The organism is Photobacterium sp. 1_MG-2023 (assembly GCF_030547945.1).
GTDB lineage: Bacteria > Pseudomonadota > Gammaproteobacteria > Enterobacterales > Vibrionaceae > Photobacterium.
In genome coordinates this window covers 36,994-50,712 of sequence record NZ_JAUORR010000029.1, presented here as the reverse complement: position 1 = coordinate 50,712, position 13,719 = coordinate 36,994, and the positions used below count along the sequence as shown (strand labels likewise).

The window sequence follows — 13,719 nt, the reverse complement described above, 5'->3', positions numbered from 1 at the left end:
GCAACAATAGTCTCACTCGCCTTTAAATCAAGCGGGATAAAAGCAGCCTGATGATTGATTTAAAAATCAATTCAATTGCGATTCCCATGAGCTTCAAACAGTGTTTCCGTTGGGCCTCACGGAGTCTGAAACCTGCTGTTGTTTAATATGACTGTCCCAGTACGCATTACTCTAGTGCGACTGTCCAATCAAACGGACAGGCATTTCTATCCTTAGATAATGGAGCGATGTTTAATGATGTCTGTCCCAAAGGGCGCTCCCTCGGAAAACGGAGTAACGTGTCTGTCCTAAAGGATGCTTTGAATACGCTCATGTGTCTGTCCGCTTGGAAAACGGTGAGATAAACCATTAGCCTCGCTCTGCCTCAGGCAATTGAACCGGAATCTGAAAATTAAAAATCGCATATCCGGCAAAATCGGTATCCATTTCCAGCAAGGTTTCGAGAAGGCAGCCAGAAGTGTTGATCTCGTATCCCAGTTTTTCCGCAATCTGAAACAGAGACTCGATGGCTTTGAGGTACGCCATCTCGGAAGCAATGCGCACCTGACTGCATAAATAGTGTCCCGCTTCAATCACATCATCTCCTGTTTCTGGAGGCATGCGCCAGAGGCCAAAGCTGGCGCTCATATCCTGCCAGCTGCGTTCAAGCTGGGTGATGGGCGTCGCACAAAGCATCTTTGCGGTGCGTGCACCAAAGTGTTCATGATAATGGGTCCAGTTGCCCCGGTGGGTCACTGGCCGGGATATCCCTCGGGCGGGAAACCAGAGTAATTCACAGGGCATGGAGGCTGCGAGTTGTTGCTCCAGTGATTGAGGTGCCTGTCCGATGGGAAAACGCTGGCTGGGGTGGGCCAGTTTCGCAAGGAATGCTATGGTTTCTCCAGGAGTGCCCTGCGCACCCAATGTCTTGACCTGTTTCGGCTGAAAGCCGGTTTCGCGTTTTAATGCCTTGGCAAGCGACTGAGAGGACGAAAAGCCTGCGCTCAGCGCAATGTCTGTGACAGAGGCTTGCTGCACGGTGAGTAATCTGGAGACGGCGAATTGCAGCCTGAGCCGGTTCAAATATTGTCCCGGTGTTTCATGGAACAACTGCGTGAATTGACGGTGAAAATGAAAGGGGGAGATCGCGCTGCGCTGTGCAATGGTTTCCCAGGACAAGGGTTCCGCCAGCGACTGATGCATCAGTTGCAAAGCGGTTTCGAACCGGTGACGCAAATGCGCTGGCATCATGGCAAGTAAAGCGCTTTCCGGCACGATTTCATGTAAGGCAGACAAAGGGTGAGCATGTTGTAAATGCTGTTCCATGACAGAAAAGGCATTGTGAATGGTCACAAAAGCATGCACTGTCCTGCATTGTTGATCAAGCATCAGGGAATCTCTTGCTGCAAAGATTCAGAGAGAACCGATGCTGGGGTTGTAGAGAAACGACCCGCTGTCAGCCGTGACGGCACATTCAATAAGTTCAGCCAGGAGACTTGTCTGGCCCCGAACGTTTGCTGATTGAGCCAGTCTGTCAGTGTGTCGAGCGCTGCTGGTGCAAATGCTGCCTGTCCGAGCCAATGCAGCTTCAACAGATCCCAGAAGTCCATCTTCTGACGGGGAAAGTGGTGTGTATGCAGCAGCCCATGATTGGCGAATGGGATGAGGGTGGCGGTGACTGACATATTGCTGAGGTGCTGTTGCCGCTGATATTCAAGGGCTGCATCAACATTCAGATCATGCTCGCCCCACATCAGTAGTGTCGGTATTTCCAGCCGCTCATAATCCGCTTTTGCATCGGCGTCTAAATTTTTCAGAACAAACGAATACCGCGCTTCCGGCATTGCATCATTGCCCATTATTTTCCGGTAATCCGCGTAACTCGGGCGTTGATGCAGCAGTGCAATTTCCTGATCATATGCACTGAGTGCCGCCTGAATATCAGCGGCGGACGCGCCGGCTTCTTCCTGCTGGATACGCGTATAATACCGGCTTTGTTCGATCCAGTTTGTGGCAAAACCAATACCGACCATGAATCCGATGTGTGCTTTGGCATGGGTTGCCAGTGCAGGCAAGATCCAACCGGCTTGGCTGAATCCAATGATTCCGGTCGTTTGTGGGGTGAAATGATATCGGGACTGGACCCATTGAATGGCTGCCAGCACTTCGTTTTGTCTGTCTGTCATCGACTGATCCAGCCAGTTGCCTGTCGACGCTCCGATGCCCGGTTTATCCCAGCTCAATATGGAGTATCCTTCCGCCCGGAGCTGATCCCAAATGAGAGGATAATATCCTTCCGCATCAAACGGCATCGCGCCGTCGCCATGGACAAAAAGGAGGACGGCTTTGCTTGGCTGATGATTGGTCGGATGCAGGAATACCCCGGATAATCGGTTCTCGCCACTTTGAAAGGTGATTTTTTCTTCTGAAAAGCAGCCCGAAACCAGACAGGCGAAGAATAAGAGGAGGATTTTCAGCGTATTCATCGGGATATCTCTGTTTTCTTTTGGGTTGAGTATCGAACAGGTCAGCGCAGAAAACGTGTCTCGTTTTGCTGTTTTACTTATAAAGCAGATCAAGAACTGATGCGAAGAAATGACGCTATGCTGATCTTTCTGCGAGTGATACCTAAGTGTAATCTGATCAATATGAAATAAGAATAATATTCATGCTGGCTATATCTCATTCATTGTCGTTCAGGCTTGTCTGGTATGGTTGATCTCTGTTTCTCTCCTGAGTTCATCTGATTGATTCATCAGCAAAAGGTCAGATGAAAGTTCTCAATTATGGAGTTGAAATATGAAAGGAAAATCGATTTTATCTTTCGCAGCACTGACATTGGCAATGACGTCGATGACGACCCAAGCGCGCTCGTTTGATTTACCGGCAGGCTGTGAGTATGGCCGTGTGAAGTCGTATGATGTTCAGTATCAGGATGTCCGGAATGCGATTGACAGTGGTTATGATATTTACAATGATCCCCAAACTTATCCCGACCCCTCTCAACCGGATCAGACTGACTATAATCAGGAAGAATACGCGAACTTTTTTGAAGCCCTGATTAATCTGTTTAACTCGTTCGATTACCTGCGTGTCGAAGTACCAAAGCATGTGTTGCAGGATGAAGAGTTCCGGGCCAAAGGAAATTTATTCGACCGATATGCTTACGTTCGGTTTAATAACTCTGAGTTTGGATATGTGGGCAAAGATAAATCGAATCTGGATGCAAACTCCTATCTGAATATGAAGTTTTCCCGAACTTATGGTTATGGGCTGGTATGGATCAACCGTGCTGGGGGCATGTGCTCTGCTGAAGGGGTCTGGGTCCAGAAAAAGCCAAGAATTGTCAGTGCCAGCGCTTCCCATGCTTCCGGTAAAATTCAGGCCAATGTCCAGTATCTGATCGACAAGTATTCAACCGCAGCGAAAGATACGAGTGTTAATGCGCGCCTGACGATCCGGGTTCGGGATGACTTATATGGTCAGTCAACGTCGCGTTCGATTAGCCTCAGTGCATTGAATGGCAGCAAGACGATCAGCATCACGCCCGCCAATCCGGGAATTAACAGCGTGAGCATTTCGCTGTCAGATGGTAAATATACCGATGGCCAGTCCTTGGGATATGTCCGTGTACCGGGCACACCCAAGCCACCGTGTCCGCGATGTCAGCCACTTTAATGGTTTATAAAACTCAGGCCCGGAAGCGGGCCTGAATTCGTTTGGAGGGTTAGTGTGAATGGATCTGAAAGAAGGCCATTTCCTTCCTGAGGCGCTGCGTCAGGGCTGAAATATCATCATTGGCCAACTGGGTCTGGTTCGCGTTATCCGTATTCTGCTGCACGATCTGACTGATGGCTTCCAGTCGTTGCGAGATATCCCTGGTCACTGAAGATTGCTCTTCCGAGGCGGTGGCAACCAGAGTGTTAATGTCGGAAATCTGCGAGACTTGTTCTGAGATCATCTGAAATGCTTCCGACAGAGCGTGCGTATTCGTCTGAGATTCTGTCACCAGCGCCGTGTTCAGCTGCATGTGATCATCGGCCCGTTTGGATTGCGCCTGTAACTGGCTGATGATTTGCTGAATGTGGATGGTTGATTGCTGTGTTTTGGCAGCCAGTGCCCGGACTTCATCTGCAACCACGGCAAAACCGCGTCCCTGTTCTCCTGCCCGGGCGGCTTCAATGGCCGCATTCAGCGCCAGCAGGTTGGTTTGCTCAGAAATGCCGTTAATCACATCAACCACGGAGCTGATGTTGTCGGAATGCACTTTGAGTTCGTTGATGATGGTCGCAGATTCCTGAATAGACTGGCCCACGCGTTCAGCAATCTGATCAGAACGTTCCAGGGTATTGGTACTGTCGACGATCACCTGAATCGCTGAGCCTGTGGTTGTGTCAGCAGATTGAGCATTTTGCGCGACATCGGATGCGGTGGAAGATAATTGCGTGGCTGCGGCCGCAACCTGTTCGACTTCAGATAATTCACGTTCAGCATTGATGGAGTTGTTGCGAATCACTTCAGAGATTTGGGTTTGATTCACGGCCAGCTGACTCAAAATGTTTTCAGAGGCTTCAATGATGCTGACAATGCTTTTCTGCAATGCGTGCAGGGACGATGAAATAATGTCTAATTCATTGTTCGCTGTGGTGATCAGGTTGGGCGTAAAATCACCGTTCGACATTTTCTGAATGGCGCGTGTGATTTCCGGTAAAACACGTAATTCTTTCCGGATAATCCAAAAGGCAATGAGAAAACCCAGAATACAGGCGATGATGAGTAATATGATGGATTGAATTAAATCAGATTCATATTGTGTCTGGCTTTGCTGATAGACACTTTCAGAGGTTTTCAACTGAACCTGAATCAACGAATCGATATGGTTGGACAGGGGGTCAATTAACTCATAAACATGTCGGGTAATCTGATCCGCTGCTTCGGGGTTTGTTTTCGTTTGTTGTAAAAGCGTGATTAAGTCTTTATTAATGACCTGTATTTCAATTGAAAGCTGACTTGCAATCGCTTTTTCCTCTGTCGTTAAAGAGGTTGAGTGATAGCGGTTCCATGTGTCTTCGACGGTATCTTTTGCCTTCAATACGGATGTATTCAGTTCAATTTGAGATATCTGGCCAATATTCCACTTATTAAAAGCATCTACAATATCAACTGCAAATGCATCAGAAATATTTTTCAATTGCTGAAGTGGTATAACGCGATCTAAATAAATCGAGTTCATTGCTTTGAGTGTGCCTTGATTTCCAGACAATTGATTCCAGAACATCAGGAACATTAAGACACATAACGTCAACGGAACCACAAGAAGTTTTGTGAAAATTTTCTGCTTCATATTAACCTGGATCAATACCTGTTCAGTATAGCGTGTGGAGTGAGTATGGATTATGGCAATAATAATGTTTTTTGAATGACATTTCTTCATGTTTACGAGTGGATATCACACTGTCATTGCATGTTTTGCCACCAGTTAAAATCCCTCACCTTTCATAAGCGTTTGTATGCATAGTTGGGGTGAAAAATATTTCACCCCAACTTGTTCTGAAAATGTTTCAATCCATCGGCTTTGATGTAAATGTTGCCGATTGTTTTGATCCTTTTAAGTCGGCAGCGATCATTGTCGTTTTGTATTTTTTATCTCTGCTCATTATCTTGTGTAAAAGAATACTGCTATGAAATTGATTCCGATGCTTTCTCTCCCTGTCTTGTTGCTGTCTGTGACTGCCTGCACGGGGGATTCCGATGAAAAACAAGCCTCGAATGTCACGGAATCTACTTCCGCCGTGAATAGTAACCAGCTTGCTGCTCCTGATACCTGCGGCACGCTGGGGGTGAAATCAGTGCCTGTCCTGGTGCCGGATCTAAATCAGTTGATTGAGGTTTCAGATTACACGGCATTGAAAGCGGCCCTGGATAGCGGCTACGCCTATGTCAAAGTGCCGAATGGTGTCACGATTGAAATCCCCAATCAGCCGGGTGCTTTGTCGGTTGGTGCATCCCAGACGTTGTTTGGGGAGCGGGGGAGGGCGGCACAACCGGGGAAGTTACTGGTCTTGCCGAATTCTGGCAGCGATGAAGACCGATATCCTGTGATGACACTGGCCAGCCATGCGCGCGTGACGGGCTTGATCATTGAAGGACCAAGTCAGGTGAGTGACACCCTGAAGTCGACAATCGCGATGCAATCGCAAAGTGATGCTGTCGGGATTGTTGTCGATAATAATGAAATTTTTGGCTGGCCCTGGGCGGGGGTGTCGCTAAAGCGTTCGAGGGACAGTCAGATCAGCCATAACTTTATTCACCATAATATTAAAAGCGAACTTGGTTATGGGGTCGTGGTGCAGAACGGTGAGACCACCGCGGACATCCGGTGCAATATTTTTAATCATAACCGACATGCGATCGCCGGCTCTGGCGCATTGGGAGAAGGGTATACGGCATCATACAATCTGGTCATGCAAGGGGGCGGAAAAGATGCCTATCATCAGTTTGATATGCACGAAAAAGTCGGCTACGGCGGCAGTTATGTTCATGTTTACAACAACTGGTTTAATTATGGTGATTTCGGGACGGCGAACCGTTCATCCATCATGATCCGGGCCATTCCACAGCAAGGGTCGATTGAAGTGACTGGGAATGTCTTCAAGTCAGCGGTTGAAATCAGCCCCGGACGACCCACTGTCGCCGGTGTGGCAGGAGCTGTGCCGGATGAGGCCGCGCTGAAAGAGAACAATCAGTTCGCGCAGGTATTTGAGTTCCTGCGTGAAGAAGCTGATCAGTGTGTCATGAAGGTCGCGGGTCAGACGATTCCGGTCCATTGTCAGAGCGTGAGCTTGTAAGTGACTCCCTCAGCGCCGGAGGTGGGCGCTGAGGGAGAAGCGTTATTTCTGCTGCGGTGTCGGGAGTGGCTCTGGTTTGGTTCGCACCTGCTCCGCGACTGCTGCAATCCCCTGTGCGATGAGGACAAACGTGAAGGGGATAGCGCCTGCGATCGCGACCTGTTTATTCAAATCAACGTCGTTGAACATCACCAATGCCATGCTCATGGCAACCACAATCACAGACCAGCTGATTTTACTGCTGGTACGGGTGTCATCCGTCATCATGCCAGCTGCGTAAATGGCAGAATCCGAGCTGGAAATGACGAAGGTCAGTAACAAGACCAGTGCGGCAATCGACAGGATGTTACTGAAGGGCAGGTGTGCAAAAAACAGGAATAGCCCCTGCGTGTAATCCTGATTCACCGCTGCCATGATTTCCGGCAGATAATCACTTTCAAACACGGCACCGGCAAAGCCGGAAAACCACAGAATCGATGCCAGTGTCGGGATCATGATGGTACAGATCAAAAATTGCCTGACCGTTCTGCCCCGGCTGATTCTGGCAATAAAGGGCCCGACAAAAGGTGTCCAGGCAATCCACCAGACCAGATAAATAACCGTCCAGCCCTGGCTCCAGGTTTTGCTGCCTTCAATCATCCCGAACGAGACGTCTGGCAGCAGTGTTATGTAGGCTGCAACCGAACTGAACATTCGCGTGATCACGGCGCTGCCGTCAATATTGATGAACACGAATATGAATAATGCCAGCATGAGCCAGACATTCAGGCTGCTGAGTCGCTGAATCCCTTTCTTTAATCCTAATGCACTGGACGCTGTAAAAAGCACACCAATGACAGCGGTCATGACCAGTCTGAATCCGGTCATTTCTCCTTCGATCTGGAATACCTGACGAACCCCCTGTTCCACCAACGCCATGGTGTTAGCCAGCACACCTGCAATGCCGAACAGAATGGCAAGTACAGCGATCAAGTCTACCAGAGAGAACCATCCGGGGTTCCGGGCACCGATAAAGGAGGCACTGACACGCATGGGTCGTTTCTTTTCATAAGCAACCCAGGCCATGACTAATCCAGCCAATGCATACAGACACCAGGCATGAACGCCCCAGTGAAAATAGGTCAGTGCCAGTGCGGTATCTTTGGGATCCATCCCGGCTGACTGCAATGGCGGGTTGGCTAAATGAAAGACGGGTTCGGCAATCCCCCAGAAAATTAAACCCGAGCCCATACCGGTGGTAAACAGCATCACCAGCCAGGGGATGAATCCAAATTCAGGCGCTTCGTCCCCTAAACGCTTTTTGCCAAAGGGGCTGACCACGATGGCTGCACAAATCAGCAGTGCCAGGGTGGATAATTGAATCACCTGATTGCCCAGCTGTTCGATCACAAACTGAGTAAAGGCAGCCAGTTGATAGACACTGATGGACGGGAAAAGAATAAATACGCCAGCAATGATGGCAGATACCAACATTAAGCGCTGGGTGTGAGTGGTCAATAATTGCATAGTTTGCTCTGTGGCGGCATGAGTTAGCGCGGTCATGAAAAACGATGCGTTATTGCATTGCAAGCAGAAGGATGTGAAGAACACGAAAGTTTTTAAACAGCGCCCATTTTCAGGAAAAAGATAGCGATCATCTGAGTAGATTCATCCTGAGAACATCGTGAATACACAGGGCTGTCGGGTCATTTGAGATGCACTGTGATGATTTTAATGATTCGTTTGATTAAATCTCTGAATGTTATATGACGCAAATTCAATGTGTTGAATATTCACTGTCACTTTGTTTAAACAGAAAGGAAACCCATTGAACTGCTATCAGATTTATGTGAAAGAAAAAGAGATTGTTGTTTTAGATTTAGGCCTTGAGGGCGCATCGAAGCAAGCCTGTGCCATGCTGGACAATCATTATACTTTGTATGAAAAGAGCATCTCCGCTGAGAATGAAGCCGAAGCATTATCGATATATCAGCGCGAGTCAGTCAAAAATCTTCCCCTGAACCATTTGGATCTGCTGTGCTTTCAGAGCAACCGACTCAGAAGGCTGCGGTACTTTTTCTACTCATCGTTGATTAGTTTTCCGTTGCTTTACATGGTTGAAACGTACAACAGTTATTCCAGCGGGTTTCATTTGTTTGCAATCATTCTCTTTTTTTATATCAACATGGCTGTGAATATTGCACGCTGGAAGAACATTGGCCATCCATGGGGCGTTTTCTTCATTGCATTTGTTGCTTCTATCCTGATCAACTTCTTGACTTTGGGGCTGGCGAGTCTCTTCCTGGGAATTTATCTGATGGCTGCGAAGGAACATTCAGTTCAACATGCATTTCCATCGAAATAACCACATTCTCGAATTCATTCGGTGAGTCACATTCATCAGATGCCATGCTTTTTCGGGTTGTTCAGGCCGTAATATCGGCTCTGAGCAACCCATGCTGACACCGTAGATGTTGTGGTTGCCGAATCCCTGATGCTTGCTGCGATGATATGAATGCCTTCTGATGGGTCGCGATGGCCTGGTGAAAATCACAGCCTGAAAAGTCAGAATTACGGTCAATTATGTGGAAGTAACAGGCTGATAATCATCAATTTATTGCTTTTTGGGGTTTAAATTTGTCGGGTTGATTGGTCGCCAGACAATGTCATCCGTTCTTTGTCTGATGGCTCAAGCATGCATGATCAAAAACAATCCGAAACCCAACACGTGATTCATTACCACCCGACTCAATCCGATTCCATACAGCAGGCCCTTCAGCAGTTCTGCGAATGGATCAGCCATGAGCAGGCACTGGAAACGGAGGGTGTCACACTCAGCTTTCTGCCCCAAACCGATGTGAATGAGGTGCTGAAGAACCATCTGCACCAGCCACTGATGAAAGCATTGCTGTCCTGGAAATCCATTGATGCCTGGCAGCACCGGGATAACCTGTCGGCGGAGTTGAGCCCGGAAGAGGTTTTTTTCTTGCTGGCCTGTTCCAATCCCGCGTTGAAAGCGCAGCTCTTTGACGCAGGCGACCGTATTCGACTGGCCGCACGCGCACTGAATTGCCCGCAGAAACTCAGCGTAAATGAGGCGGAAGTTTTCGGTGCTGCGGCGCTTTATCTGATTGGCTTTACTTATCCTGAATACGCTTACTTAGCTGCGGGTTATGTGGTCGCTGGCTGGGATGAACGTTGTGCGCCCTCTGTGCTGAATCTGCCCGCTTTGCTGGTGGCTCATCATGGATTCAGTGCGTCGATGCTGAAGGCATTTTGTTACTGCGATAACGATATCGCCCGCGGACGTATGTTTTCCCAATGTGACTTGAAAGGGCCGTTCAACAACCTGATCCAGGTTGATTTTCGCCAGCATGTCAATCTGGTTCATGTGTGTCAGAAAGAGCCGGAGACGATTGACCAGTTACTGAGCCTGCTTGCGCAGCGTTGTGAAGCGCAACCTTATGTGTTTCCTGCTACCGATGAGCCGCACGGGGTTCAGTTTGCACGGCGGTTGGTTCTGTCGGTGATTCACCCGGATGATCAGGGGACAGACAGGACAGACGCGGAATCTCTGGCGGGGCCATTCATCGATACAATGTCTGTGGCTGCATTGACCGCCGAGGTGTCGTCGGTGATTCCGCCTGAGTTTGACCGCCGCATTGCAGCGGTTGAAAAGGCTGATGACGATATTGTCGAAGAAGACGGTGAAGAGTCTGATGATGAATACGAATTTGGTCAGAGTGTCGCTGCCTGGCAGGAATTCATCACTGGTGCACTCCCTCAGGGGGAAGCCTTATGGCGTTATGTGGAATCGGGAGAAAGCGAATGTGTTCTGGATGAAATCGAGCCCTGCGATATCCTGAGCCGGGCACGTGAAGGACAGTATCAGCTGCATCGGCAGTTAGTCCGGTTCTCATTACGGCAGGAAGACTTCGATCATTGCTTACCGATGCACTTCTCAGTGGGTTTAAGTGCTGACTGGTTTATGAGAGGTGTCGTGACAGGAGATGAAATTGAATATAACCGATATCAGTGCATTCGTTTGCTGGATGTCATCTACCGACTGAAAAATAAGACGCCTTTCTCAGATCAATTGGTGTTTAGTGTGCTTGCAAATGTTGGTCTGATGCCCGCTGAGGACTTTTATTTACGATACGGCTGTGATTGGGGGTCATTATTTTGGGGGGGATTTAAAGAATTTAAATCCAAAGGTGGTCAGGTTGATTACTTGGTGAATTTCTGTGGCAAGTTGCTCAGTGAGCATCAGGAGCAGGCAAGATCATTCTTGACGCAAATCCTTGACGATCCGAAACACAAGTCTGCGGGTATGGCACTGATTGCAGGGCTTTACTACATTCACTACTTTATCGATAAAAGTCATCTGCTTTTTACTTTGAGTCAATCGCTTCTGCAGCAAGAACTTGGGCAAGGTATGGTGGCTCATTTGCGAGCGTGGTGTACGAACGAAGTGGCGTTGGATCGGATTGAATGCACACTGTACGAAAATGATGAAGAAGAAGATCTGGCGCATTTTGCACAACCGATAACAGAGGCTCAGGAACAGGCTTTCATCGTGCTTGAAGACTATCTTCATGCCCGAAATAATGTCAGCCGGGAGGCGTCTGTGAAAGCGTTGAAGGCCATTTTGGAGGGCACCGAAAATGTCAGTGAAGAGACCATCTTTCACGATTATATTGACAGGTGTCGTGGGGCCGATTACTGGTTGCATGCAGCACATCAGTTGGCGAAGTTTCAAAATGACCTCGGGGAAACTTGTCGCAGGTTCTTATCACTCTGGATTGAAGTTGCACCGGCACAAGTTGCGGATGTGATTGCCGGGCAGTTCTATGTCGAGATGGATGTGGTTGCAATTATTCTTCATTTACGGGCGATTGTCGGAGACGAAATTGGCGAACTTCAGGAAACTGCCGTGCTGATGACGGCCCTGATTCAGTCCGACGATGCTGCAGCAAAACCGATTCTTGAAAAGTATGGTGCTCGCTATGCCGCTGAAAAACAGGAACCGAATCGCGATCAGGTGATTCATTCTGTTGTCAGTTACCTGCGGAAAGAGGATCAGCAACAGTTCTTTCAGATGCTGACCGAATTGTATCCGTCTCTTGAATGGTTTGAGTATTTTGATATCGCATTGTTCGATGAGATTCGCGAGCAGATTAGCGGGGAGATTTTTTCATATCTGGTGAAGCAAGAGATGGCGCTTCCGGATGATGAAGATGCTGTTCTCAAACCGTTAGAAGATGAAATTCTGACCTTCTTTACCGGACAATTAAGTCTGGAAAACACGCTGGAAAAGCTGCGTTTGTATCAGGTAGAAACTTTCCAGAGAAGGTTCGAGACTGTGAATCTGAGTTCTTTACTGTGGTATACGAGTCCGGCATTACGGGAGCTCGTTCTGACTTTGTGCGCCGCTCTGTCCGATCAAGCGTTACATGATTGCTATGACCCCAGCCAGATCAGTGAAAACGACTATGCACAGCAGCTGTATGACGCTGGCATTTCACTGGAAAGACTGCTCCCGTATTTGATTCGGTATGATTTATTTCATGGGATTCGTTATCTGGCGGAACGCCATGACTTGTTCTGTGCGATTCAAGGACTCAGTGAGCACACTCAGCTGAAGCTACTGAAATCGTTGTCGGTCGTGGATGGCCAGATGTCACTGGTGGAACGATTTTCGGATGATGATTCAGCGGCGATTCGTGACTTAGTCAGACGGATTCGTGCGGGGCAATACCGTCGCCGGATATATGGTTCCCTGCTGGACTTGGTCGATGAAGGGATTTACACGCTAGACGAGGAACAACTTGAAATCTATCAGCGGGAAAATCCGGAAGCGAAAGTTGTTCCCAATATTACGGATTATTTAGTGCTGGACAGCAATACGCGAATCTCTGAACTGACCTTCGAAAAGATTCTCGGGATGAAAGTTGTTTATCGCCCGGAAATGGACGGCCAGTCTTACCCGGATGAAATTGATGTGATCCTGAGAGTCACTCATCCGGAAGATCAGGGGCTGCCGTTTCAGACCAATTACACAATTCAGCCGAATCGCGAATTTTTCCTTGGCTGGTATCTGGGGACGAAAGAACACTGTCGTCCTGGCCGGTATGACATTGAAGTCATGGATGATCAGCATCGGGTTCTGTGGCACAGAACCTTCCATCTGTTCCTGCCGCCTCGCGGGCAACGTAACCGACTCCCTGAACTTGAGGCATTCCTGACCAACGATGCTGTGCTGCGGGAAACGCTGCAACCTGTGTCGATGGGACAGGGAGAAATCACCGTTGTTGATCCGGCGCGTGAGAATGAAGACGTGGTTTTCCCTTACTTGCTGGGGGATGCGCCCATTCCTGTCACTCTGTTCCGGGAACAGGCGTCGGTGATCGGTCTGGCGGTCGGACAACTGGCCTCGGTACAACAATGGCATCAAGGCTGTACGCCTGCTTATATGTGGCTGGAGCGTTCTCTGAAATCCAAAACGTTGCTTGTCGGAAACAAATCGACACTGGATCAAGTGCTGGCCGAACCCGACCAGAGCTGGCAACAGGTATCGAAAGCGGAACCTTACCGGGTATATCAGCCTGAAGGCCAAACTCAGGAATCATCGGCGTTGATTGCACTTCATTTTCAGCGTCAGGGCTATCATATCTTTTTCGGTTTTGATGACCAGGAAGAGATGTGCTGTTACTTCATCATGAGCCGCCGATTGAGCCTGTGGGATCGACTTGTCAGTTGGTTGACTCGAAAAGATGGACAACGCCGTATCGAAGTTCGAAATGAGGTGTGGATGCATCATTAAATCCAGACGTCAGGCCACGGCAAGGGCAGTGGCCTGCATGATCTCGTTGAATCTTGAAGATCTGACATGCTTTCGTGATTTCGGATGAAC

General features: G+C 48.6%; 8 protein-coding genes. 4 read left to right on the top strand and 4 right to left on the bottom strand.

The window, feature by feature from the left end; genetic code table 11:
* Window positions 1-348: 348 nt before the first annotated feature.
* Both Q4579_RS19365 and Q4579_RS19360 read right to left on the bottom strand, forming a co-directional pair.
* Window positions 349-1,368, bottom strand: coding sequence for a helix-turn-helix transcriptional regulator (locus tag Q4579_RS19365; RefSeq protein ID WP_303566393.1), 1,020 nt, complete (start codon window positions 1,366-1,368; stop codon window positions 349-351).
* Window positions 1,368-2,465, bottom strand: a complete 1,098-nt coding sequence (locus tag Q4579_RS19360; RefSeq protein WP_303566392.1) for a S9 family peptidase — start codon at window positions 2,463-2,465, stop codon at window positions 1,368-1,370. The genes Q4579_RS19365 and Q4579_RS19360 overlap by 1 nt, the downstream gene beginning before the upstream one ends.
* A 313-nt stretch (window positions 2,466-2,778) precedes the next feature.
* Between Q4579_RS19360 and Q4579_RS19355 the strand changes: the two genes are divergently transcribed.
* Window positions 2,779-3,657, top strand: a complete 879-nt coding sequence (locus Q4579_RS19355; RefSeq protein WP_303566391.1) for a hypothetical protein — start codon at window positions 2,779-2,781, stop codon at window positions 3,655-3,657.
* A 49-nt stretch (window positions 3,658-3,706) separates the two neighbouring features.
* Here the strand turns inward: Q4579_RS19355 and Q4579_RS19350 are convergent, their stop codons facing one another.
* On the bottom strand, window positions 3,707-5,323 hold the full coding sequence (locus tag Q4579_RS19350; RefSeq protein WP_303566390.1) for a methyl-accepting chemotaxis protein: 1,617 nt from the start codon (window positions 5,321-5,323) through the stop codon (window positions 3,707-3,709).
* Between the two features lie 337 nt (window positions 5,324-5,660).
* Between Q4579_RS19350 and Q4579_RS19345 the strand changes: the two genes are divergently transcribed.
* Entirely contained in the window at window positions 5,661-6,827 is a 1,167-nt protein-coding gene (locus tag Q4579_RS19345; protein WP_303566389.1) for a right-handed parallel beta-helix repeat-containing protein, read from the top strand.
* A 42-nt stretch (window positions 6,828-6,869) separates the two neighbouring features.
* Here Q4579_RS19345 and Q4579_RS19340 read toward each other — a convergent pair whose 3' ends face one another.
* Complete coding sequence (locus Q4579_RS19340; protein ID WP_303566387.1) at window positions 6,870-8,333, bottom strand: BCCT family transporter; 1,464 nt, start codon at window positions 8,331-8,333, stop codon at window positions 6,870-6,872.
* A 322-nt stretch (window positions 8,334-8,655) separates the two neighbouring features.
* Between Q4579_RS19340 and Q4579_RS19335 the strand changes: the two genes are divergently transcribed.
* Together Q4579_RS19335 and Q4579_RS19330 are read left to right on the top strand one after the other, a co-directional pair.
* On the top strand, window positions 8,656-9,171 hold the full coding sequence (locus Q4579_RS19335; RefSeq protein WP_303566386.1) for a hypothetical protein: 516 nt from the start codon (window positions 8,656-8,658) through the stop codon (window positions 9,169-9,171).
* Window positions 9,172-9,501: 330 nt separating this feature from the next.
* On the top strand, window positions 9,502-13,629 hold the full coding sequence (locus Q4579_RS19330; protein ID WP_303566385.1) for a hypothetical protein: 4,128 nt from the start codon (window positions 9,502-9,504) through the stop codon (window positions 13,627-13,629).
* Window positions 13,630-13,719: the final 90 nt, after the last annotated feature.

Bases quoted from the DNA above. Each gene is read 5' to 3' on its own strand.
- Q4579_RS19365 (WP_303566393.1), bottom strand. From the start codon at position 1,368: ATGCTTGATCAACAATGCAGGACAGTGCATGCTTTTGTGACCATTCAC.
- Q4579_RS19360 (WP_303566392.1), bottom strand. From the start codon at position 2,465: ATGAATACGCTGAAAATCCTCCTCTTATTCTTCGCCTGTCTGGTTTCG.
- Q4579_RS19355 (WP_303566391.1), top strand. From the start codon at position 2,779: ATGAAAGGAAAATCGATTTTATCTTTCGCAGCACTGACATTGGCAATG.
- Q4579_RS19350 (WP_303566390.1), bottom strand. From the start codon at position 5,323: ATGAAGCAGAAAATTTTCACAAAACTTCTTGTGGTTCCGTTGACGTTA.
- Q4579_RS19345 (WP_303566389.1), top strand. From the start codon at position 5,661: ATGAAATTGATTCCGATGCTTTCTCTCCCTGTCTTGTTGCTGTCTGTG.
- Q4579_RS19340 (WP_303566387.1), bottom strand. From the start codon at position 8,333: ATGCAATTATTGACCACTCACACCCAGCGCTTAATGTTGGTATCTGCC.
- Q4579_RS19330 (WP_303566385.1), top strand. From the start codon at position 9,502: ATGCATGATCAAAAACAATCCGAAACCCAACACGTGATTCATTACCAC.